Source organism: Nitratireductor aquibiodomus, from assembly GCF_900105565.1.
GTDB lineage: Bacteria > Pseudomonadota > Alphaproteobacteria > Rhizobiales > Rhizobiaceae > Nitratireductor > Nitratireductor aquibiodomus.
The window spans coordinates 3,037,913-3,060,222 of the sequence record NZ_FNSL01000001.1 but is presented as its reverse complement, the minus strand read 5'-3'; the positions used below and the strand labels follow the sequence as shown (position 1 = coordinate 3,060,222).

18 protein-coding genes are annotated in these 22,310 nt (G+C 61.1%); 2 read left to right on the top strand and 16 right to left on the bottom strand.

Annotated elements, in window-relative coordinates:
* Nucleotides 1-31 precede the first annotated feature (31 nt).
* From BLW55_RS14565 to fmdA, 9 genes are all read right to left on the bottom strand, one after another.
* Nucleotides 32-1,291 (bottom strand): ABC transporter substrate-binding protein, encoded by a 1,260-nt coding sequence (locus BLW55_RS14565; RefSeq protein ID WP_090330008.1) that lies wholly within the window; start codon nucleotides 1,289-1,291, stop codon nucleotides 32-34.
* Between the two features lie 85 nt (nucleotides 1,292-1,376).
* On the bottom strand, nucleotides 1,377-2,549 hold the full coding sequence (locus tag BLW55_RS14560) for a PLP-dependent transferase (protein WP_090329273.1): 1,173 nt from the start codon (nucleotides 2,547-2,549) through the stop codon (nucleotides 1,377-1,379).
* Nucleotides 2,546-3,265, bottom strand: a complete 720-nt coding sequence (locus BLW55_RS14555) for a FadR/GntR family transcriptional regulator (RefSeq protein WP_090329272.1) — start codon at nucleotides 3,263-3,265, stop codon at nucleotides 2,546-2,548. The genes BLW55_RS14560 and BLW55_RS14555 overlap by 4 nt, the downstream gene beginning before the upstream one ends.
* A 350-nt stretch (nucleotides 3,266-3,615) precedes the next feature.
* The gene (locus tag BLW55_RS14550) at nucleotides 3,616-4,080 is read right to left on the bottom strand and encodes a carboxymuconolactone decarboxylase family protein (RefSeq protein WP_007007624.1); all 465 of its coding nucleotides are present in this window, start codon (nucleotides 4,078-4,080) and stop codon (nucleotides 3,616-3,618) included.
* Between the two features lie 113 nt (nucleotides 4,081-4,193).
* Nucleotides 4,194-5,393, bottom strand: coding sequence for a phosphopentomutase (locus tag BLW55_RS14545; RefSeq protein WP_090329271.1), 1,200 nt, complete (start codon nucleotides 5,391-5,393; stop codon nucleotides 4,194-4,196).
* Between the two features lie 3 nt (nucleotides 5,394-5,396).
* Nucleotides 5,397-5,597 (bottom strand): hypothetical protein, encoded by a 201-nt coding sequence (locus BLW55_RS14540; RefSeq protein ID WP_143038442.1) that lies wholly within the window; start codon nucleotides 5,595-5,597, stop codon nucleotides 5,397-5,399.
* Nucleotides 5,598-5,850: 253 nt separating this feature from the next.
* On the bottom strand, nucleotides 5,851-6,156 hold the full coding sequence (locus BLW55_RS14535) for an FmdB family zinc ribbon protein (protein ID WP_007007627.1): 306 nt from the start codon (nucleotides 6,154-6,156) through the stop codon (nucleotides 5,851-5,853).
* 62 nt (nucleotides 6,157-6,218) lie between these two features.
* On the bottom strand, nucleotides 6,219-6,731 hold the full coding sequence (locus tag BLW55_RS14530) for an AmiS/UreI family transporter (RefSeq protein ID WP_007007628.1): 513 nt from the start codon (nucleotides 6,729-6,731) through the stop codon (nucleotides 6,219-6,221).
* A gap of 87 nt (nucleotides 6,732-6,818) precedes the next feature.
* Nucleotides 6,819-8,045 (bottom strand): formamidase, encoded by a 1,227-nt coding sequence (gene fmdA, locus BLW55_RS14525; RefSeq protein WP_007007629.1) that lies wholly within the window; start codon nucleotides 8,043-8,045, stop codon nucleotides 6,819-6,821.
* A 377-nt stretch (nucleotides 8,046-8,422) separates the two neighbouring features.
* On the opposite strand from fmdA, the gene BLW55_RS14520 reads away from it, so the two are divergent.
* On the top strand, nucleotides 8,423-9,160 hold the full coding sequence (locus BLW55_RS14520; protein ID WP_007007630.1) for a response regulator: 738 nt from the start codon (nucleotides 8,423-8,425) through the stop codon (nucleotides 9,158-9,160).
* On the opposite strand, the gene BLW55_RS14515 is transcribed toward BLW55_RS14520, so the two are convergent.
* The 7 genes from BLW55_RS14515 to BLW55_RS14485 all read right to left on the bottom strand — a co-directional run bounded on the left by BLW55_RS14515 (nucleotide 9,145) and on the right by BLW55_RS14485 (nucleotide 19,068).
* Complete coding sequence (locus BLW55_RS14515) at nucleotides 9,145-10,344, bottom strand: sensor histidine kinase (RefSeq protein ID WP_090329269.1); 1,200 nt, start codon at nucleotides 10,342-10,344, stop codon at nucleotides 9,145-9,147. The genes BLW55_RS14520 and BLW55_RS14515 overlap by 16 nt on opposite strands.
* Nucleotides 10,341-12,971 carry an ATP-binding protein gene (locus tag BLW55_RS14510; RefSeq protein ID WP_090329268.1) on the bottom strand — a complete coding sequence of 877 codons (2,631 nt, stop codon included), beginning with the start codon at nucleotides 12,969-12,971 and terminating at the stop codon, nucleotides 10,341-10,343. The genes BLW55_RS14515 and BLW55_RS14510 overlap by 4 nt, the downstream gene beginning before the upstream one ends.
* A gap of 158 nt (nucleotides 12,972-13,129) precedes the next feature.
* Nucleotides 13,130-14,056: a Csu type fimbrial protein gene (locus tag BLW55_RS14505; protein WP_425286781.1), complete on the bottom strand. Its 927-nt coding sequence runs from the start codon at nucleotides 14,054-14,056 to the stop codon at nucleotides 13,130-13,132.
* Nucleotides 14,057-14,073: 17 nt separating this feature from the next.
* A complete protein-coding gene (locus BLW55_RS14500) occupies nucleotides 14,074-16,359 on the bottom strand; it encodes a fimbria/pilus outer membrane usher protein (RefSeq protein ID WP_177175086.1) in 2,286 nt (761 codons plus the stop codon).
* Nucleotides 16,360-16,459: 100 nt separating this feature from the next.
* A complete protein-coding gene (locus BLW55_RS14495; RefSeq protein WP_090329266.1) occupies nucleotides 16,460-17,176 on the bottom strand; it encodes a fimbrial biogenesis chaperone in 717 nt (238 codons plus the stop codon).
* A gap of 24 nt (nucleotides 17,177-17,200) precedes the next feature.
* Nucleotides 17,201-17,698: a Csu type fimbrial protein gene (locus tag BLW55_RS14490; RefSeq protein ID WP_090329265.1), complete on the bottom strand. Its 498-nt coding sequence runs from the start codon at nucleotides 17,696-17,698 to the stop codon at nucleotides 17,201-17,203.
* Nucleotides 17,699-17,895: 197 nt separating this feature from the next.
* Nucleotides 17,896-19,068, bottom strand: a complete 1,173-nt coding sequence (locus BLW55_RS14485) for a helix-turn-helix transcriptional regulator (protein WP_244509080.1) — start codon at nucleotides 19,066-19,068, stop codon at nucleotides 17,896-17,898.
* A 263-nt stretch (nucleotides 19,069-19,331) separates the two neighbouring features.
* Here BLW55_RS14485 and BLW55_RS14480 point away from each other — a divergent pair, with 263 nt between their 5' ends.
* Nucleotides 19,332-22,241 carry an autotransporter outer membrane beta-barrel domain-containing protein gene (locus tag BLW55_RS14480; RefSeq protein WP_244509079.1) on the top strand — a complete coding sequence of 970 codons (2,910 nt, stop codon included), beginning with the start codon at nucleotides 19,332-19,334 and terminating at the stop codon, nucleotides 22,239-22,241.
* Nucleotides 22,242-22,310 lie beyond the last annotated feature (69 nt).

Genomic DNA, 22,310 nt, shown 5'->3' with positions numbered 1-22,310 from the left:
TTCATCCCCGGCCGCAGGTCCACCGCGGGAGCTACTGCTTGGCGAGAAACTTCTGCTGCGCCTTGGTCAGATAGTCCGCCCACTGGTCGGCGAGCTCTTCCGGCGTGATATCGCCGAGCAACGCTTCCTGAGTGGTCTTGATCGCCAGCGAATCCTTGAAGAAGGCGAACTCTTCAAGATAGGTCGGCATGGAGATCGGAATCGCATCCGGGTCTTCCAGCTGTTCAAACCAGCCCTTGAACTGCGCACTCGCATAGAAGGGATCCTTCTCCGCCGAAGTATGCACGGGAAGCGCGCCGGTGCGCTTGTTCCACTCATTGTTGCCTTCCGGCCCTTCCAGCGCGGAGATGAGCTTCCAGGCGAGATCCTTGTTCTCACTCGCCGCCATCATCGACCAGCCGGCATAACCGATGGTCGGGAAGGTCTTGCCAGACGGTCCCTTCGGCATGGTCGTCACACCGAAATCGTCCGCACTCATGCGCTCCGAGATCGCGATGAGCGCATCCGGATCCTGGTCCAGAAAAGCGCAGGTGCCGGAATAGAAGCCGGCGACGATCTCGTTAAAGCCCCAGTTGACGCTGTCCTTGGGCGCAAGGCCGTCCTTGTAGATGTCGATCAGCCAGGTGAACCCGTCGACCCAGCCTTCGCTGTTGGCGGTGGATGTGCCGTCCTCGTTGAAGAAGACATCCGAGCCGGACATGATCGCCCCGAACATCATCCAGCCGTTCAGACCACCTGAACCGCCGCGCAGGCAATACCCATATTTACCCGGCAGTTCGGAGATCTTTTCCGAAGCGGTGCGGAACTCGGCCATGGTTTTCGGCGGTTCGGCAACACCCGCTTCTTCGAGCAGCTTCTTGTTGTAGAACATGGCCCGCAGATAAAAGCCGTAGGGCAGCATATAGGCCGTGTCGTCGATATCGCGGCCGAGTTCGAGCGCCCGCGAAGACAGGCTCTCCGTGTGCTCCCAGTTTTCCAGATAGGGCTCGAGGCTCTCCAGCATGCCGTTGTTGGCGTAAAGCGAGAGCCAGGTGTCGGGCATCTCCATCACGTCGGGGATTTCCCCGGCGGACACCATGGTGGCGAACTTCTGGAACGCCTCGCCCCATGGCAGCGATATGATCTCGACCTTCGTGCCCGGATTGGCCTCTTCGAACTTGCCGACAATGGATTTCAGCGTCTCGGTGCGCGCCGGGCTGGTAATGACCTCCACCAGCTTCAGCGTCGTGTCGGCCAGGGCTGTTCCCGTCATCAATGTGGCGAAACTTGCCGCCAGCAGTAACTTTTTCATCGGATTCCCCTTTTCTTGTTTCATTGCTCTCTCCCATTGGGCACGCCGCCGATGCCTCCACATTCGACCGATGCCCCACTCTGCTTCATGATCCGGAAGCCGCGTTGATCGCTCCTTCCAGATCGCGCCAAAGAGCCTCGGTTCCCTCAAGGCCCACATGCAGCCGCACCGATCGCGGATCGATGCCGAACGCTCTTGCCGAATTGGGCTGTGCCTTCTGCTGAAGGACGATCTCCGCCGGCACCACGAGGCTCTCATGCCCACCCCAACTCACGCCGAGCTTGAAGAGCCGAAGCCCGTCGGCGAAAGCACGGATGTCGATCCCTTCGTGGAAGATGAAGGAAAACAGCCCCGATGTTCCCTTCAGACCCGGCGGCAGCGCATTGGCCAGCCCCGGGTGGCACACGGTCTTCACGACCGGGTTTGCCGCAAGCCGCCGCGCGATCTCCAGCCCTGCTTCCTCGTGCGCCCGCATGCGCGTCGGGAGCGTGCGCATGCCGCGGATGAGCAGCCACGCATCGAATGGCGAAAGCTTTCCACCCAGATAGGCATAGGTTTCACCGCGAATGCGCTCGATCATCGCTCTGGAGCCGGCAACCACACCCGCCACCACATCGCTGTGACCGCCCAGATATTTGGAGGCGGAGTGGACCACGAGGTCCACGCCCAGAGTAAGCGGCCGCTGGAAAACGGGGCTCGACCAGCTGTTGTCGATCACGCTCACCACGCCCTGCGCCCTGGCGAGCGCCGCGAGCGCTTTTACATCATGCGTTTCCATGATCCAGCTCGTCGGGCTTTCCATATAGAAAAGGCGCGCGCCCGGCAGGGCCTTCGCCACCGCCGCCTCGTCACGACCGTCCACATAAGTCACCTCGACGCGCATGCGTTCAAGCAGCGTGCCGAACAGCCGAAACGTATCGGGATAGAGATGGCGCACGGCAACGATACGATCGCCTGGCTTCACGAAGCTCAAAACCGTGGAGGATATGGCCGCCATGCCGCTTGCAAACCCGATGGCGTCCTCGCCACCCTCGAGCTTCGCCAGCATCTCCTCGAACATGCGAACGGTCGGATTGAGCCCACGGGTATAAACAGGCCGCACCTTCTCGCCGCGATAGGTCTGGAGCATCTCGTCATAGCTGGAGAAGGTGAAGAGCGAGGTTTGCACGATGGGAGGCACGACGGCATCGAAGGCATTCGCCTCGTCATGCGCGACGATCAGCGAAGCCATGTCATCGGGGTGCAAACTGGCGCTCATCTGGACATTTCCCTGATATCTTCCTCGACCACTTCGAGGATGCGTAGTGTTTTCTCGCGCGCCATGGCGGTGTCCTGGTCGACAATCGCGTCGAACAGCTCGCGGTGGAATGGAAACGAGCGCCGGGCGAAATCCTCGCGGTCGAACGGGTGATCCCAGAAACGCTCGAAGGCCTCGCGCATCTGTTCGAGAAGCTGGCGGAAGAGCGGATTATGGGTCGCATCGTAGATGGCAAGGTGAAACGCCAGATCCTCTGGCCCGGACGTGCCCTTTGCCAGATGCACGCGCTCCATCTCGTCGAGTTTTTCCTCGATATTGGCGAGATCGGCTGCGGTGCGCCGGCGTGCGGCCACCACGCTGGCCTCGGCCTCAATGCCGCGCCGCACTTCAAGCGTCTGCAACAGGGCGTCGCGCTGGCGCGCGGTGTTCAGAGAAAGCGACATGTGAACGGTGCCGGCCGCCACCGGCTTCAGGAGATAGCTCCCGCTTCCCCGCCGGGTCTCGATCACACCCAGCGCCTCGAAGCGTCTTATGACCTCGCGGATCGTCGACCGCCCGACCCCCAGCGCAGACATGAGCTCCCGCTCTGCCGGCAGACGGTCGCCGACTTTCAGCTCGGCCTGCTCGATATAGGCGGCAACAGCATCTGTGACCTGGCGAACCCGGTCCTGCGCCGGTAATGCGGTTATGATCGAGGTGTCTCTGATGCCTGCCATATCACCATCCAAATTGGTCTGACATCATAGCAATAAGATCACGATTGTAAATCTGTTCTCGTCCACTCCCTTCACGGGTTCGTCGGAGCCACGCACAAACCGCGCACACGATGACGGAGGCGCCGGACAAGATCACAGCGGGAGTCCGGCCGCTGACAAATTCGTAGCCAATTGAAAGATCGGGGACATTTCAAACGGCAATGGCTAAAGAGCCCGCGACGAGCAACCACTCAGGTTGCACTAGCCCCGCCCCCTGCCCCCGGCAAGCGGGTCTTCAACAGCGTGTGTCGGATGTCGTGCGTCTCTTTGCCTGCGTAGCCTACTCTGCGCGCCTGCCTGTTCAGCAGGCATCAGCCATCCAGAACCGGCACCTGCCCCTGTGCAAGCTTCAATCGAGTCCACAAATTCATGTTGATCACGATTGCGGCAATCTCGGCGATCTGCTTCTCATCGAAATGAGCTGTCAGCGCTTCGTGCAGCGGTGCGAAGCCCGGCAGATCGTAGGCGGTCAACCCTTCGCAGTAGGCGAGCGCTGCCTTTTCAGGCTCATCGAACATTGTGCTTTCTCGCCAACTCGGCAAGTGAGCGACCTTTGCCGCCGGTACACCCTGATCATGCGCAGCCTGCGTGTGCAGGATGAGGCAGTATGAGCACTCATTCATCTGCGCCACCCGCAGCCGCAAGAGCTGGGCGAGCTTTTTCTCGATGTTCAAATCCGCCGTGTATCCCACAGACCGGGCCATCTGCTGAGCGATGCCATGAAACTCTATCAAATCGGGATCGAACCGGGTGTTCTCGAAACGAATACCTTCCATTTGCTTCTCCTCCGGATTGCAGCTTCAACCTGTGTCGGATGCGCCTCTCCAAAAAATGTCGCCACGGACAAAGATCGCGTTGCCGAAGTGCTCCCTCACTTCGGCCCCAAACATCAGGCCTCAGTCTTCAACAGCCGGTCTGCCACGAGTTGCGCCACCTGCCTGAACGGCAGAACGCCTGCACTCCCGCTCCACGGCATTCTGTCTCCGGCGAGAAGCAGCGGAACGCGTTCGCGCGTGTGGTCCGTGCCTGTCCAGGTCGGATCGTTGCCGTGATCGGCGGTCAGCATGAGCAGATCGCCGGGGCGCAGTTTGGGCAGGAACGCGGCAAGGCGGCGATCAAACCACTCCAGCGCCCGCGCATATCCCGCCACATCACGGCGATGACCGTAATGGCTGTCGAATTCGACGAAATTGGCAAAGACGAGATCGCCATCGGCGGCACTTTCGACGGTCTCCAGAAGCCGGTCGAACAGCGCATCGTCGCTCGGTCCCTTCAGCACACGGGAAATGCCCTTGCCGGCGAAGATGTCGCCGATCTTGCCCACGGCATGGACGGTGCGGCCGGCGGCGACAAGCCGGTCGCAGATTGTTTCTCCGGGCGGTGCGATGGCGAAATCGCGCCGGTTGGCGGTGCGGGTAAAGCCGCTTTCCGCATCCCCCACGAAAGGCCGGGCGATGATGCGCCCGACATTCATGGGATGGAAGATTTCGGCCGCTGCCTCACAGAGTTGCAGAAGCCGTTCGAGACCAAATGTCTCCTCATGCGCGGCAATCTGCACCACGCTGTCCGCAGAAGTGTAGACGATCGGCGCGCCGGTCTCCATGTGCTCCGCGCCAAAGCGCTCAAGCACGTCCGAACCCGAGCCATGCGCATTGAAGAGCGTGCGTTCCAGCCCGCTGGCCTCACGAAGGCGCGCCATCGCTTCCTCAGGAAACGCCGGAACCTCATGGGGGAAATAATGCCAGTCTCTCGAGAGCGGGAGGCCGGCCAGCTCCCAGTGTCCGGTCTGGGTGTCCTTGCCCGCACTTTCTTCCTGAAGGGCGGCCCAGGAAGCGCCGGCCTCGGGCGCGGCAAGCCCCGGAGCGGACTGGCCGCAGGCCAGTTCGAGCGCGGCCCCAAGACCGAGCGCAGAAAGACTGGGCAGATGAAGCGGACCGGAGCGTCCCTCTTCCGCTCTGCCGGTGGCGCAGGCTTCGGCGATGTGCAGAACCGTGTTGGAACCGGCATCGCCGAACCGCTCAGCATCCGGCGCGCCGCCTATGCCCACCGAATCCAGAACGCACAGGAAGACACGACCGTTCGCAGACATCCGTCACCCTTCCATGCAGCGCACCGCCATGCGGCGCCGCAGCGCTTCGAATATTTCGTTAGAGCTCCAGAGGAGCGGCACCATGGCGAGCACTGTGGCCGTGTCGGCGCTCTCCTGTCCAGTGGAAAGGAGACAACTCGCGCTCTCAATGGCGCTCGTCAGCGCGTTCAACACGGCAGCCGTCATGGCACGTGTGTCGGTCACCGCCGCGCTGGCAGGAGTTGCGCGCCCTGCCCGGCACCGTCGCCTTCATTGCTGATCGATAGCAGGTCGCATGGGTTTGCGCGGCTCAACCGGGCACCTCAGGACATCATGGCTTTCGTGCGCGCGTTTGAAGGACGGCACATCGCCGGAATGGAGCAATGCGCAGTGCCCTTTGGACAGTGGCTCTCAGACTGGCGGAGGCAGGATTATGACCCTATGGCGTCCGCCAGCCTCGAAAGACCGTGTGGCCAGATCAGCAGTGGCCGATCATCCACTTCTTGCGCGGAGAAGGCGGGCCCTTCTTGCCGATATTGCACAGCGAGCAGCCGCAGCCGGCCAGATGTTCCTTCTTGACCACGCGCGGCTCGCTGCCACTTTTTTCCGAGCGGGCAAGCGCGCGCCGGAGCGTGCCATTCATGAGGCTGAGGCTTGGCGCGGCCACATCGCGGCTGCTCGGCGTCTGGCAGCTCGGGCAGGCGCACGCATTGCCTGCATCAGCCATGGACGTCCACTCGTCGAAAGGTCCGCAATCTTCGCAAACATAATTGTAAAGCGGCATATTGGTCTCCGAAAATTCTGTCTCGCATGGTGCGGCGGCCTGACGCCGCCGCACGAAAAAGCTCAGAGCATTCCCTGAAGCAGCAGGAACCCCGGCAGCCAGCCGGTGATGATGCCCGTGAGGAGCGTGACGACCGCAGTGGCCTGCAGGATCGGACGCTTGAGGGCAAGCAGCAGGAAGTACATGAACCAGAGCACCGCCCAGATGGCCCAGTTGAGGCCGAGCCAGGTGTCGGTGAAGGTCTGTGCACCGGCCAGCCCTTCAATCGCGATGGGCACGACGGTGATCGCCACGAACAGGCTGAACCAGCCGAGCCCGCGGCCATCGACCGCGACCACGCGGTTGTAGGCGACCCAGAGATAGGTGGTGGTGAACAGCAGTGTCAGCGCCGCAGACTTGATCGACGCCGCATCGGCCCCGGCACCGAACGCCGACGCCAGCGCGACACAAAGCGTGACGAAGCCGGACACCACATTGATGACGACAATCTCCTTGTCGTCGATCTTTCCCATCAGCCACAGCCCGTTGAGAAACAGGACCGCGCCGACGTAAAGCAAGGCAAATCCGAGCAGCATGGCAGCTCTCCCTCCCGAAAGGCGGGTTCAGCCGGGCCCCAACCCGGCTGTCCCACTCGTTTCTCTTGCAAACGGCCTTTGCGGCCTTCAGCTCGTTCGCGCGACATCCACGCCGGAGACCTGTTTGGTCGGTCCGGTCGAGTTTGGATTGATGTCGAAATCGAAGATCGCCGTCGGAATGGCCAGCGTGGCGCACACATTCGGTATGTCCACAATGCCGGCTATTCGGCCCTCCACCGGCGCTGTGCCGAGGATACTGTAGGCCTGCTCGCCCGTGTAACCGAACTTCTTCAGATACTCGATCGCGTTGAGACAGGCCCGGCGATAGGCCACATGCGCGTCCAGATAATACTGTTCGCCCGTGTGCTCATCCACCGAGATGCCCTCGAAGATCAGGTAATCGTCGAAATGCGGATCGATCGGGCTCGGCTTGAAGATCGGGTTGACGACACCGTATTTCGCCATGCCGCCCTTGATCACATCGACGCTGATGTCGATCCAGCCGGCCATTTCGATGGCGCCGCAGAAGGTGATTTCGCCATCGCCCTGCGAGAAGTGGATGTCGCCCATGGAGAGACCGCCACCCTTCACATAAACAGGGAAATAGACCTTCGAGCCGCGCGACAGGTTCTTGATGTCGCAATTGCCGCCATGTTCGCGCGGCGGCACGGTGCGCCATGCTTCTTCCGCCGCCTTGCGCGCTGCATCACCCGACATCTGGCCCATGAGCGCCGTGTCGGAATAAGGCAGTGCTGCCAGCGGCGGCACCCGGTTCGGATCGGTCGAAACCAGCTCTTCCTCACGGCGGTTTGCTTCGGCCAGAAGCGCATGATCGGGCAGACAGCCGATCAGGCCCGGATGGATGATACCCGGATAGCGCACGCCCGGAATGTGGCGCGAGGTCGTGTAGATGCCCTGGAAATCCCAGCACGACTTGGTTGCGTTCGGATAGTGCTCCGTCAGGAAGCCGCCGCCATTTTCCTTGGCGAACAGGCCGTTAAAGCCCCATTCGGATTCAGGCATTGCGCCGATATCGAGAATGTCGACGACCAGCAGATCTCCTGGCTCTGCGCCCTCGAAACCGAACGGACCGCTCAGATAGTGAACGCGGGTCAGGTCGACATCGCGCACGTCGTTGGCGCTGTCATTGTTGCCGATCTGACCACCGGTCCAGTCGTAGCACTCGACGCGGAACACTTCACCGCGCTTGAAGGTCTCAACCATCGGAATGTCGGGATGCCAGCGATTGTGCGTCTTGATCGCCTGATCCTCGGGTGCCTTGTTGAGATCGACTGAAAACACTGTTTTAGGCATAGGTCTCCTCCTCTTGAACGGCCAGTCGGAGGTTTTGCATTTTGAGCCCCCCGTCATTTTTGCGCCCGGCAACAAGATGCGGCCGGACGAAACCGTGCCGGAGAAGATTAGGTCTGGACTGTAAGCCGATTGGCTCTGGAGAACGCCGGGTTTGTAATTTTTTGTAACCGGCCGGGGACATTCCAGAGAATTCGTTTGCGCTTGAACATCCGGAAATAAGCACGGAATTTCAGTTGCTTGCCATCGGCGCATCCAGAGCCGCCAGCGCCGTGCCCGCCCCGGTTACCTTTGGCCGGATACAAAAGGCGCATTTTCCAAAAGGCCGGAGCAAACTCCCTTCTCGACCGATGCAACCGTTTGCGACTATCGTATGAGCCATGGGGATCACGGACGAAAAACATCGCGTACTTGTTGTCGATGATGATCAGCGTCTTCGGCGCTTTCTTCAGCGTTTCCTCACGAGCGAAGGCTATGCCGTGACGGGTGCCGAGGATGGCCGCTCCATGCGCCGCGCAATGGCGGATGAGGACTTCGATCTCGTCATTCTCGATCTGACCTTCCCGGTCGGCGAGGACGGTGTCTCGCTGGCGCGTGGTCTGCGCGCCCAGCACGACCTGCCGCTGATCATGCTTTCAGGCAAGAGCAACACAATCGACAAGGTGGTCTGCCTGGAGCTTGGGGCAGACGATTACGTGACCAAGCCGTTCGAGCCGCGCGAACTTCTGGCCCGCATCCGCACCGTCATGCGCCGCTTTGCCAAGCGCATCAGCATGCCGGAACCGCAGGAGAAAAGCCGCTCGCCGGTCATGTGTTTTGCCGGCTGGCAACTTGATCCTGCGCGGCATCAGCTTTCCTCGCCCCGTGGAGAATCCGTGCGTCTGACAAGCCAGGAATTCCAGCTTCTGGCGGCGCTGGTGGAGCGGCGCGGGCGCGTTCTCTCGCGCGAGCAGATCCTCGACATCGTCGCCAACCGCAACTGGAACCCCTATGACCGCAGCATCGATGTGATGATCGGCAAGATCCGCCGCAAGCTGCGGGACAATGCCCGCGACACGCAGTTTATAAAGACCATTCGCGGTGTCGGTTACATGTTCGCGCCTCAGTCCGAGGAATAGTGCGCCGGCAAATAGAGATTGACGCTGGTGCCCTTGCCCGGCGTGCTGAGAATGCCGAGGCGGCCACCGGCCTGCCGCACGAAACCATCCACCATAGACAGGCCAAGACCGCTGCCCTGCCCCGGCGGCTTGGTGGTGAACATGGGCTGGAGCGCGCGGCGGCGCACCGCCACCGGCATGCCATGACCTGTATCGCGCACCGACAGAAGCACATAGCGCCCCGGTAACAGCCCCGAAGCGACGCGCGCATCCTCCGGGCGGACGATCACATTCGACGCATCAAAATGCAGGCTGCCGCCGCCCGGCATCGCATCGCGCGCATTGAGCGCCAGATTGACGAGGCTCGGCTCCAGCTGGCCGGCGGGAATGAGCACGCCGTTCAACCCGTCTGCGACATTGAGCGTGACGGATACCGTGTCCCCCAGCGTGCGCCCCAGAACACGCATCAGGGGCGGAAGCGCCTCGCCAAGCTGCACCACGGCAATGTCTTTTGCGCGCTGGCGGCCAAAGCGCAGCAGGCGGTCGGTGAGTTCGGAACCGGACCTGGTGGCCTCGAGCGCATCGGTGACCAGCTCGGCCAGTTCCGGCTGATCGGCCAGCCGCTCTTCAAGCCAGCGCAGATTGCTCAGGAGGACGGCGAGGATGTTGTTGAAGTCATGCGCAATGCCGCTGGTGAGCTGGCCCATCGCCTCCATGCGCTGCTTCTGCCCGAGCCGCTCGGCGGCCAGCCGCTTTTCTTCCAGAAGCCGGATGCGCTCGAAGCAGCGGGCCAGCGTGGCAAGCAGATCTTCGCTGTGGAACGGCTTGCAGAGATAGTCATAGGCGCCGGCCTGCAGCGCCTCCACCGCCGTGTCGATGGAAGCGTAGGCGGTGACCATCACGCACACCACATCCGGTTCGCGCTGGCGGATCTGGCGCACCAGATCGACGCCATTGCCGGTGCCGAGCCGCACATCGACCAGGGCGACCGCAATCCGCGCTTCTTCGAGGAAGGCGAGCGCCGTCTGCGGATCATGGGCGACCACGATCCTGTAGCCTTCGAGTTTCAGGAGGCCCGACAGGCTTGCGGCGAAATCCTCGTCATCATCGACGATCAGGACGCAATGGTCTTCCGCCGGCGTGGTCTCGCGCAACGGATGTTCGCCGATGACTTCTGCGGGGAGGTCGAGTTCACGATCGGTCATGCTTTACGCACTCCCGCACATGGCAGAACGAGCGACACGGTGGTACCGACACCCTTCTGGCTTTCGATGAGCACATCGCCGCCATGCTGCTCCATGATGCGCTTGACGAGCGGCATGCCGAGCCCGACGCCGAACGCCTTGGTGCTGAAGAGCGGCTCGAACACGCGCTCCGCCACATCTTGAGACATGCCGCCGCCATTGTCGGACACCGACAGGTAGACCCGGTCGCGCAGGCGCTGCGTGGAGATGATGATCTGACCGCTTTGCTTCCCGCGCTCCTCGCAGGCCTGCGCCGCGTTCTGCAGAACATTGGAGAAGGCCTGCCGCAGACGCTCGGCATCGGCAAGGACATCACACCCGGCATCAAGCTTGAGCGTGATGAGATGCGCGATCTCCTGATCCTCTTCGCTCAATTGCTGCTTGACCCAGCGGTCGATGGCGACGGGCGACATGACGGGCGCGTGCTTGCGCGAGAAGTCCAGAAGATCCTCGATGATGCGCACGCAGCGCCAGGCATTGCGTTGCAGGCGCTGCAATTCGCCGGTGACGGGCTCGTCCGCGTTCTTGAGCGAGCGGCGCAGAATGTCGGCCGAGGTGACCATCGTGCCCAGCGGATTGCGCAGCTCATGGCTGACCGTGGCGGTGATCTGACCGATTGCCGCCAGACGTTCATTGGAGGCGAGTTCCTGCTGCGCCTGACGAAGCTTTTCAAGCGAGGTGACGAGATCGCGTTCCGCCAGTTCCCGGCTTTCATGCGAGAGAACGATCCACCACGCGCCGATGGCGAGCAGCGGCAAAAGCGCCAGAAATACCCGCAGGAGAAGCGCGCCGCTTTCCACATGCGGCTGGAGCGCGGTGGGCTCTATCAACCGGTAGGTGAGCAGGAACACGGCCGCCGTCATGACCGCCAGCGAGAAGAGAACGCCGCTCACCTTGAGCAGGCGCTGCGTCATGCGTGGCGCGATCTTGCTGCGCAGGGCGCGGCCCAGATAATGCGGCGCTTCCAGATTTGCGCCGGGAGCCTTGCAGGCATCGTGGCAGTGGGAATCGAGACTGCAGCAGAGCGAGCAGATCGGCCGCCGGTAGAAGGTGCAATGCACCATGTCCGGCCTTTCATATTCCAGCTCGCAGATTTCGCAGCGCACCACCGGCTTGTCGGGCTCGGCAAGCGGCACACGCGGGCGGGCAAGATAATAGCGACCGCGTGTCGCCACGCCGATCAGCACTGCGCTTGAAAGCGCGGTGAAGAAGGCGATGGGGGCGGCATAGGCTTCCGCCAGATCGCCGAAACTGCCCATGAAGCAGATGATGGCGAACAGCGAGGCAAACGCCATCGACCCGCAGCCGACCGGATTGAAATCGTAGAGATAGGCGCGCTTGAACTCGGTGAAGGGCGGGCTGACGCCCATCGGCTTCAAGATTGCGAGATCGGCAAAGATGGAGCCGATCCAGGCGGCGGCGATGACCGAATAGACCGCCAGCACCAGCTCCAGCGTCTGGAAAATGCCGAGCAGCATCAAAAGCAGCGAGATCAGGATGTTGAAGATTAGCCAGACCACGCGGCCGGGGTGATAATGCGTGACACGCGAGAAGAAGTTGGACCAGGCGAGCGAGCCGGCATAGGCGTTCGTCACATTGATCTTGACCTGCGAAATGAGAACGAAGATCGCCGCCAGCGCCAGCACGGTGCGCGGGTCGTCGCTCACATATTCATAGGCCTTGATGTACATGTGGATCGGCTCAAGCGCCGTCGACGGCGAGAGGCCAGCCGAGACCGCAAGCACGGCCAGAAGGCTGCCGCACAGGATCTTGAAACCGCCGACCACGATCCAGCCCGGGCCGGCGGAGATGACCGCCGCCCACCAGCGCCAGCGGTTTTCGCGGGTCTTGTCGGGCAGAAAGCGCAGGTAATCCACCTGCTCGCCGATCTGTATCGAAAGCGCGCACAGAACGCCGATGGCCGAGCCGAAGGCGAGCACATCGAAACCGCCATCCGCCGTTTCGCTGCCGGCAAAGGCCATCCACTGATCGAGCGTTTCGGGATGGCCGACCGCGATGTAGATGAAGGGCGCGAGCAGCATGGCAATCCAGATGGGCTGGGTGACCATCTGCAACTTGCTGATCATCGTCACGCCCATGAAGGTGATGGGAATGATAACGAGCGATGAGATGATGTAGCCCAGCACAAGAGGCACATCCGCAAACAGTTTTAGCGCCTGCGCCATGATCGCGCCTTCGAGCGCGAAGAAGATGAATGTGAAGGTCGCATAGATCAGCGACGTGATGGTGGAGCCGATATAGCCGAACCCCGCCCCGCGCGTGAGCAGATCCATGTCAATGTTGTAGCGGCTCGAATAATAGGCGATGGGCAGGTTCGTCACGAAGACGAACAGGCAGGTGATGAGAACGGCGGGAAACGCATTGGCGAACCCGTAGCTGAGCGTGATCGCCCCGCCGATCGCCTCCAGAGCCAGAAACGAGATGCCGCCAAGCGCGGTGTTGGCGATGACGAACGGAGACCAGCGCCGGAACGACCGCGCCGCATAGCGCAACGAATAGTCCTCCAGCGTCTCATTGGCGATCCATGAATGATAGGACCGTAAGGCAGGCGATTGCGGTGTTTCCACTAACCCGCACTCCGCCCTGTACACCGCCGGTCAGGCGAAGCCTGTGCTTTACGCATCTTGTTGAGGTTCTCCCGTTCTCCCCTTCTGGATGATCACACAAAGCCGGCTTCGAGACCAGTCCACGGACCTGCCGACGATCCAGTGGCTGCACATTCCCGTCAATAGGTGACCGTCACGACCACCGTATCCACATAGGTTCCCGGCGATGGGGTGTGTTGCGGGGGCACACGTCCGTAGACTGTAAAACTCTGGCCGCTTCCACTGCCGCTGCCGGACACCGTCGTGCCTACCGTGCTCCCCCAGGGCTGGCTGCGGGCGGCATCCCTGTAGAGGCCGTAGATCACGGTTTCCGCTCCCTTCGACATTTCCCGCTGTGTTGGCGGAGCAGCGGCATTGCCGCCATCCAGAGAGATCGTGTAGGCACTGCCAGGCGTGCATGTAACGTCGACTCCGCCCGTCGCATCGATGTTTGTGGCCAGCACGCCCTGTGCACCGAAGTCGACATCCTGCGTGTTAACCTGGCAATTTGCCGGCACCGTCGCTGACACGGTAAAGCCTGGCCGCTCGACATTGCCAAGGGACGTGCTGCAGTCGCTGGAAGCGGTGTATCGGTAACGAACCTCGACGTCGCTTCCGGAGAAGGACGACAGGTAGGATCCGGGCGGCGCGCTTGCCTGGCCGCCAAACAATCGTCCGTAGATCATGACGGTTCCGCTGCCCTGCCCCAGAACACCGAGTGTCAGCGGATAGGCCGGCGGACCTGGCGCAAATGGCCATGAATTTGATCCCCAGACCACACTGCGTCCGGAATCGACGTAGAGCTGGTAGTCGAGCTGGTTTCCGCCAGAAGCCAGTTGCCGTGCTGAAGCCGTTGCACCGCCACTGCCGCTGCCAATTCCCGGGCATATGAGTATGCGCGCCAACGGCAGGCCGCTACAGTTGATGCTCATTGAGGTGGAACTGTCGGCTGGTGCGCCGGACAGCGTATCGATCTGACCGAAACTCATGCCGGATATGCCAAAGCTGCAGCTTTGTGCTTTTACCTGGCCACTGGCCAGGCAGGCGAGCATTGCCGCAGCGAGCATCGGTTTGCTGAGGAAATCTATCTGCATGTGACACCCTGGATTGTCACCTGACTGCCCGGGTCGGGCTCGTAGGGAAATTCTGCGGAACATGACGTACCGTCCTGTCGTAGAACCGTGAGGGCATTCCGGGCTCGAAGCCCGGTCAGATAGGCCTGACCGTCATACCCCACGACGAATTCGTCCCCACCGCGAAGCCTGCCGGACAGGCCCACCGGGAGGGGAATGCCATCCGCATCGACCAGCTCCACAAGGGCTGCGTTCGGGCTGTCCGAGACACCAAAATCCAGCACAACACCACTGCCATATGCCGGCACCACAATTTCTCTGGTGGCTGGCACACTGGCGTCCACCGGGAGATTTTCCGGGTCGATCGACACGGTGTTGCGCTCATAGGAATTCAGGCGGGGAACAAGGATTCTGCCCTGGCGATTGGTCCTGCCCACCGGCCTGTTCTGGTGCTTCACGACGACATCACTAGCTCCGACATCAACAACCGCAAACGCATCGTCAATACGGTTCGTGGCGAACACGCCTCCGCCGGCCACCACGATGGCTCCATCGACCTGCGCTGTCGCCCTGACCTTGTCGTCGTGCTGCTGGATCGCCGCCTCGAACCGTGCAAAGGACGCGCGATAGCTGGCGGATGCCCTGCGGTCCGGCGTTTCTCCTTCAGAGGTGCGGAGCCGCCAGCCGAAACTGCCATTCTCCAGCTTTTCGGATTTGGCGAGTTCGACAAATCCGTTCACGCCAGCGGGCCTGCTTTCGACGCCGGTGGTCACATTTACATCGCCGCCGAGAGGGAAGGACACACCGGCGAAGATACCGAAACTGTCGTCGTCTTCCAGATCCGTGAAGGCACTGGCATAGAGGTTGCCCCTCTCGAATATTCGCTGGCTGTATGACAGGCCGAGGATCTGGCTTCTGTCCCCGTCGGCATCCTTCAGATGCGTATAGGAAAGATTGAGACTGGACAGGTCCAGTGGCATAGGCACACCGATGGCGACCTGATCGACAGCCCGGGGCACGCCCGCGCTGAACACCGGAAGCCCACTTCCGGCCGAGGTCCGGTCTGCGGTGATCGATGCCACATCCTGATAGGACTCGAACGCGCGCTGGATGCGCCCGTAAAAGCTCCAGTCGTTGTGGCGCAGTTCGAGCGTTGCGTTGACCAGCCCGCCTGTCTGGCCGCCGATGCGGCTTCCCGCGAGCGCAACGGAGGCAGCGCCGTAGGTTCCAAGTGGGAATGCCACTCCTGCGCCTGCATTCACGAGGTCTTCTCCAAGCTCGACATGCCCCTCAAGCGTCAACCAGTTGGTGAGCCCGTAGCGAACGCTGGCGATGCCATAGACGCGTTCGTCATAGTCGCTGGATCTGAGGCCGAAGTTGCGCCGCGGGAACCCCGCTTCAACCGAGAAGTCGAGCAGGCCTTCACGCAGGAGCATACTGGAGGTGTAGAAGGGAAGGGTCGTCACCGTCTCCCGGCCAAACCGGTCGCGGAGAACGACGCGCGCTTCGCCGGAACCCGTGAAGACCGGCAGGTTGACCACCCTGAATGGCCCGGACGACACGTCTCCAGAATAGGTTCTGGCGTTCTGCGTATAGACTTCGAGCGTCGAAGGCACGGCGGCAGTCCCGGAGAATGACGGCAGGGGCAGACTGACCAGATCGGGCCGCAGTGAAAAATTGCGTCGCATCTGGAGACCACCGAGATAGACCGGCCGGGTCCAGGACAGTCCTCCGGAAATGAAATCCCCTGCCTTGAAGGTGAGCAAGCGCTCCGGGTCGGAATACGCCCAGGTGGTGTTCAATCGGGTGAAGCCGTTGAAAGCACCGTCGGAATACTCAGCAATGAATGACTGGTTCAGCGTTCCGAACCGGCTGAACAAGCGGCCATCGAAGCTGCCTGAAACGCCCCGAAACAACGCGCCATCGCCTTCGAACAGCGCGTTCGAACCTGCAAACAGCGCGTAGTTCAGCACCGCGCCAGTGTCGGACCGGGGCTTGAGCCTTTCCTGATCTGTCGTAACCGAAAGATCGATCACCCTGGGAGCCCGCCCCGCATCGCCGGTCGACACGTAAAGTCGCTGTGCAGCTTCGTCGAGGCGATAGGTGAGGCCCGGCAGCCTGTCGAGGCTGATGAGGCCGGTGCGATCCCGCGCCGTGGTGCGTGGCCTGATGCCCAGCTCAGCCAGCTCTTCCTGCGACGAAGCCAGTTCTCCATCGGATCGATGCACAAAGGCACCGATCAAATCGGTCGGCTCCTCATTGATGAAGACCTCAAGATAGAGTTCCCGGTCGGCCATTCTGGTTGCCCCCGTTTCCAGAGCCGGCGCATCGGTTGCCTGAGTTTCCGCGATTGCGGGTGATGCGACCAGAGCAAGGAGAGCGAGAACAGTCAGTCGGCTAGCGAACCGGGACCGTTGCCTCGACAGGTCCAAGATGGCTCTGTGCCCTCAGCGCCGCCGGCCCGCCCCCAACGCTACCGGCACTTCCAATCGGCCATTGCATCGTTGCCCCGCCCAGGACATAGCCGACTAACCCGTCGCGTCTTCCTATGCGCCTCGCGCCCTGGCTGATCCTGACGTCCGAAAGCCGGAGCCTGCCAGCTCCATTGTTCCGGGCGACAAGCATCAGTGTCGCTCCACTCCGGCTGACACTCCAGGCAACCTGAGGCGCGCCCGCATCCTCACTTCTGAAGAAGACCGGGATCGAATGTCGGACCACCAGGCTCACCGTTCCGGCCCTCTGGCGGGCCCGGTCCGGCAGTTCATCGACCACCACGCGATAGCTCTCCTCTCCCTGCACGGGACGCCTGGCCACCCGCACAATGCGGAGAACATAGTCGGCTCCAGCAGGCAATTGGGTCGCGGGAGGGCTTGCAACGACGTCCCTGGTCGGCTGGAGTCGGTCGATACCGCCTTCCTGGGTCCATCTGTAGACGCGCACCTGAACGTTGATGGGTCGATTTGCTTCGTTTCGAAGATTGAGAACTGCGGCGCTGTCGGGTGCGATCATGTCAACGGTCGTCGGCGCAACCCGTAGCGAGGCCGCACTCGAAGGCGATAGACCACACAGCGCGAAAAGTGCGATCGCACCGAGGCCTGTAAGCAGGGTTCGCATGGCGTTTTCCCTCCTGACCCTAGATCAGTACGTAACAGTAACGGTGACGCTATCAGTATATGTGCCGACGCCCGGCGTTGCCTGCGCGGGCACCCTGCCATACACCGTAATTGCCTGAACATTGCCGTTTCCGGTGCCGGCAACCGTATCGGTACCGACCGTTTCCCCCCAGTTCTGCGTTCGTCCGGAATCCCGGTAAAGCGCATAGCTGATCGTGGCGGAGGCCGGTCCGGTCATCAGTCGGTTGGTGACGGTCGCGCCACTGCCGGCTCCCGCCCCGAGCCCTACATTGTAAGGGGTGCCGTCAGTGCATTGAACCGAGATCGTGCTGGTCTGGTCAATATTGGAAGCAATAATGCCTTCAGTGCCAAAGTCGAGATCCGTAGCCGACGTCACGAGACACTCGGCAATGATCTGTATCTGGACATTCATCGAGCCAGTGGCAGTGGCTGCGAAAGCAGGCTTCAGCGTTACTAAGAATACACCCAGGGCGGTCATAGCGAATAGGAAATGAGTCCGCATGCTGTCCCCTCATGGTTCAGCTAATTCCCGAATCAGGAATTCATTCAGCCACCCACCCGCATAGAAAGGCTGCACAACAATTGTAATGATTCGATTAAATCGGCAAACTATTTTATTCTTATAGTACGAATGGATCGGTCGTATTTTTGATTCTTTAGTATTTTTATCTGAGCATATGTTCAAATTTATATAAATATTTATTGCAGCAAAGGATTCCGCATTGCTGCAACGATCCGCACGATCTCGGACTGGCGGCGGACTTCCATTTTACTCATGGCATTATGAATCTGGTTTCGCACCGTGTGGACACTGGTACCGCGAATTTCGCTGATTTCTTTTGCCAGCAAACCAGAGGAAATATGCAGAACCACCTGTGCCTCATGCGGGGTCAGACCAAACCGGTTTCGCAGCCTTTCACCAATATCGGGAACGTCATGTTCCTGCGAAATCGTCAGCAGGAAGCAGGGTTCCTCTCTGCCGAAAAGCATACCGGAAGACCGTGTGCCGAGATCATCGCTTCCCAGAGGCGCGATCCGGCATATGAACGGCGTGGGTAGATCGTTGAGCAAGCGCAACGTCTGCGGTGTCGTCAGAATCCGGCTCGCCAGTATTTGACCGAGACGCTGGTCCCAGGTCGGGTCCGCAAACAGCAGCCTTTGTCTGAAATCGCTTCGGACAAGCTCCCCGGAATCCAGCATGTTTTCCGCCTGCCGATTGGCGAACACGATCCTGCGATCCCTCGACACCACCAGACAGCCTGTTCTGGCAGGGTTTTGAACGTTCACCATCGCCTTCTTTTCGAGTTCTGCACCAGCCAGCGCTCTTGCCACCTCGAAGGCCTGGCGCAAATGCGGCGTCAGATAGGTGACAATCCGCTGCCAGGGTCTTTCAAGTTGATCGGAATCCCGAGAGCGAATGCTTCCACTGAAGGCGAAAAGGCGCTTCTCCTGCTTGAACAGAAGCACCGAGCAGCCGCCGATGATGTCCTCCTGTGGCCGCACCCAATCGTCATAGAATTCCGTATTGCGCAGACCGAAGTCGTTCCAGACTTCTCCATAAGGCACAACCCGGCCCGGGCCTTCTTCCATCAGCCGGGCTGCCAGAAAGTCCTTCTGGGAATAGTAGGCCGCATATGAGAGCTGATACGCGGGATCATATCCAAACTGCCTGGCGCCCAGTTCAATGCGGGCATCAGCATCATAACCAAAAAGGCAGGTCCTCACGCCGCCACCGACCAAATCGGAACACGCCTGCAGAAAGGCGTCCCATTTTTCGTCGTCAAGCGCTGCCCCATAGGCCAGCGTGGTCAGTATAGCGAGCCGATCTTCCAAGTTCCCCCTCCGCTCAGGCAAGCCGATATGCGCGGTCACCCCCAGTGTATCCGAAACGCCAAGCGCGCTCGTAGTGAATGTGCATCATGAGGCATGTTTTCCTCACATGTAAACAGTGCGGAAAAGCGTCGGGGGGACGCTTGCCGGGGTTGGTCGTGCCTGAAACAGGCAGCCCGCTTCGGCTTTCGCGTCCCCGCTAATCGAGAGGACACGATTTCATGACCATGTTTTCCGCCCCGGCGAAAAACGCTTGCAGATCCGTTTCAACCGGATCGACCCTCGGCAGAACCATGCATGCGGCGATGCTGTCCGCCAGCGCCATAGCAATCGGCTCGGTCTGCGCTCTGCCAGATGCGGCGTTGGCGCAAACCAACACGTCCTGGGTGGGCGGGGTGTCCTCGGACTGGTTTTTGGCTGACAACTGGGGTGGCAGCGTGCCGGTTGCCGGAGACACCGCCCATATCTCCACGCCGCCCGGCAGCAACGTGCCGATCCTTCAGGGGGCGACGCCCGGCTATGCGCACGAGGTGTATGTCGGGTCCAACGGCGTCCAGCCTTCCAGCGGATATCTGCGCATCGAGAATGGCGGCGTCCTCAACAGCACGCACGGCCTGCTCGGTCACAAGGCAGGCAGCACCACCGGCAAAGGCACAGTGCAGGTCTCAGGACCAGGGTCTGAGTGGAACAACGCCGGAAACATGATCGTGGGAGACACCTACGACGGCACGTTGCGCCTGCGAAATGGCGCCAAGGTTACAAGCCAGCAGGGCTTCATCGGCAATGCAGCGCTCGTCAACGGATTTGCGGACCTACGTGGCAACAACACCAAATGGATCAACACAAACGATCTGTCGGTTGGCGAAAAGGGCATTGGCGTTCTCTTCATCGTCGACGGCGCGACCGTTGAGAACAGCGATGGCTATGTGGGCTCGGCCGCCGGCGCGCAGGGGCGCGTCTCCGTCGGCGGCACCAATGCGAAATGGATCAATGCCCAGACGCTGACAATCGCCTATGAAGGTGTTGGAAGCCTCGCCATCAACAGCGGCGGCGCGGTGAGCAACACGGATGGCTATGTCGGTTCGGAAACGGGATCGGATGGTTCTGTCTATATATCCGATACCGGATCGACATGGACCAGTTCGCAGAATCTGTATCTGGGCGACGAGGGCAAAGGCCGCCTTACCGTCGAGAGTGAGGGTGTCGTCTCTGCCGCCTCGATCTATCTTGGCGACATGCCGGGGTCGGAAGGGCAGGCCACCATCAGTGGCGCCGGTTCCCAATTGAACGCAACCTATGAGCTGGATGTCGGCAGCGGCGGCAAAGGCACGCTGACACTCACCGACAATGGGACGGCGTCCGCAGGCACGGAAGTCTATGTCCAACGCAGCGACGGCTCCAGCGGAACGCTGAACATCGGCGCGGCTTCCGGCGACGCGGCTGCGACAGCCGGCAATCTCTCAACGCCAAAACTCTATCTGAACGAGCCCGGCGCGAGGCTGGTCTTCAACCACACCAATACCGGTTATCTGTTCAACCCCGATATGTTCGGGACGGGCCAGTTCCTTCAGGAATCCGGAGAGACCATCTATACGGGCGATGGCGCGGCCTTCACGGGGAGCGGTACGGTTTCCGGCGGGCGGTTTCTGGTCAATGGAACGCTCGGCGGCGTAATCACCGTCGATGGTGGCGTTCTGGGCGGGTCGGGAACCCTCGAAACCGCGACGATCAATGCCGGCGGCACGCTGGCGCCCGGCAATTCGATTGGCACGTTGAACGCGGCGAGCGCCAATTTCCACGCCGGCTCCGTGTTCGAAGTGGAATTGAACGATGGCGGCAACACCGCCGGAACGAACAATGATCACCTGAACGTTTCCGGCGCCGTCGCAATCGACGCGGGCACGATCCATGTCAAACCGGAGAACGGAACCGATGACGGATCGACCTATACACCCGGTCTGACCTACACGATTATCTCGGCAGGCAGTGTGGCCGGCCAGTTTACTGCCGTCACCGACGATTATCCCCTGCTGGACTTCACCGACAGCTACAGCGGAACCAATGTCTTCCTCACCTCTTCACAGAGCACCGGCTGCCCGGCCGGCATGACATTCAACCAGACGTCAACATGTGGCGGCGTACTCTCGATCGGATCAGGCGGCCTGCATGCCGCAGTGCTCAATCTGGGGAGCGCGGAACTGCCGGGCGCGCTGGATCAGCTCTCAGGCGAGATTTACGCTTCCACCACATCCGCGCTCCTTGAAGACAGCCGCTTTCCGCGAGAGGCCGCAAATGATCGGCTGCGTAGGGACTATGCAGCCGCCGGCACCCTGTCCACCCCGATCCTTGCCTATGGCGAGGATGCCCGCGAGATGAACGAAGTCGACCAATGGCCCAGCCTGTGGGCACATGCCTTTGGCGCCGACGCAAAATGGAAAAGTGACGGAAACGCTGCAAAGACAGATCGCACCATTGGTGGCCTGCTCGTGGGCGCGGATGCCTTCATCACCGAAGGCGTGCAGCTCGGTCTGCTTGCAGGCTATAGCCGTTCGGCCATTGATGTGAACGATCGTGTGTCGTCAGGTGATGCTGACAGCTGGCATCTCGGCGTTTACGGCGGCAAGCAGTGGGGCGATTTCAGCCTGCGCGGCGGTGCGGCATTCGCCTGGCACGCGCTCGACACGAGCCGCGCGGTCGCATTTACCGGGTTCAATGATGCGCTCGCCGGGGAATACAATGCTTCGACCATGCAGTTCTTCGGCGAGGCGGGCTATCGGCTTGAGGCCAATACGATGCGGTTTGAACCCTATGCCGGCGTTGCGCATGTGAGGCTCAAAACCGGAGACTTCTCCGAGACCGGTGGTGGAGCGGCCCTGACGGTTGCTGGAACGACAATAGGCACGACATTCACCAACCTCGGTCTTCGCGCCGGGACCGAGCTCGCCCTTGGCGGAAAAGCCTCCGTTGAACTGACGGGCGGCATCGGCTGGCAGCACGCCTTCGGAGACACGGATCCGGCAACACAGATGCAGTTTGCCGGTGGCGATGTGTTCACAATAGCCGGGGTGCCCGTGGCCCGGGACATGCTGGCGCTCGACCTTGAGGCACGGGTCGCGCTCACGCCGGCGGCAAGGCTCGGACTTTCCTATTCTGGAAGGATCGCATCCGATGCCGGCGACCATGGGCTGAAGGCAACACTCGGCGTCACGTTTTAAATGTCTTGCCAGCACGGGCGCCATGCCTGCCTCGCGCCGGGTTTTTTGCCCGGTGCGTCGACAGAAAGC

Excerpts from the sequence above, each read along its gene's own strand:
- BLW55_RS14495 (WP_090329266.1), bottom strand. The coding sequence starts at position 17,176 with ATGCGAACCCTGCTTACAGGCCTCGGTGCGATCGCACTTTTCGCGCTG.
- BLW55_RS14505 (WP_425286781.1), bottom strand. The coding sequence starts at position 14,056 with ATGCTCGCTGCGGCAATGCTCGCCTGCCTGGCCAGTGGCCAGGTAAAA.
- BLW55_RS14480 (WP_244509079.1), top strand. The coding sequence starts at position 19,332 with ATGCTGTCCGCCAGCGCCATAGCAATCGGCTCGGTCTGCGCTCTGCCA.
- BLW55_RS14530 (WP_007007628.1), bottom strand. The coding sequence starts at position 6,731 with ATGCTGCTCGGATTTGCCTTGCTTTACGTCGGCGCGGTCCTGTTTCTC.
- BLW55_RS14500 (WP_177175086.1), bottom strand. The coding sequence starts at position 16,359 with ATGGCCGACCGGGAACTCTATCTTGAGGTCTTCATCAATGAGGAGCCG.
- BLW55_RS14555 (WP_090329272.1), bottom strand. The coding sequence starts at position 3,265 with ATGGCAGGCATCAGAGACACCTCGATCATAACCGCATTACCGGCGCAG.
- BLW55_RS14560 (WP_090329273.1), bottom strand. The coding sequence starts at position 2,549 with ATGAGCGCCAGTTTGCACCCCGATGACATGGCTTCGCTGATCGTCGCG.
- BLW55_RS14490 (WP_090329265.1), bottom strand. The coding sequence starts at position 17,698 with ATGCGGACTCATTTCCTATTCGCTATGACCGCCCTGGGTGTATTCTTA.
- BLW55_RS14515 (WP_090329269.1), bottom strand. The coding sequence starts at position 10,344 with ATGACCGATCGTGAACTCGACCTCCCCGCAGAAGTCATCGGCGAACAT.
- BLW55_RS14550 (WP_007007624.1), bottom strand. The coding sequence starts at position 4,080 with ATGGAAGGTATTCGTTTCGAGAACACCCGGTTCGATCCCGATTTGATA.
- BLW55_RS14545 (WP_090329271.1), bottom strand. The coding sequence starts at position 5,393 with ATGTCTGCGAACGGTCGTGTCTTCCTGTGCGTTCTGGATTCGGTGGGC.
- BLW55_RS14535 (WP_007007627.1), bottom strand. The coding sequence starts at position 6,156 with ATGCCGCTTTACAATTATGTTTGCGAAGATTGCGGACCTTTCGACGAG.
- BLW55_RS14565 (WP_090330008.1), bottom strand. The coding sequence starts at position 1,291 with ATGAAAAAGTTACTGCTGGCGGCAAGTTTCGCCACATTGATGACGGGA.
- BLW55_RS14520 (WP_007007630.1), top strand. The coding sequence starts at position 8,423 with ATGGGGATCACGGACGAAAAACATCGCGTACTTGTTGTCGATGATGAT.
- fmdA (WP_007007629.1), bottom strand. The coding sequence starts at position 8,045 with ATGCCTAAAACAGTGTTTTCAGTCGATCTCAACAAGGCACCCGAGGAT.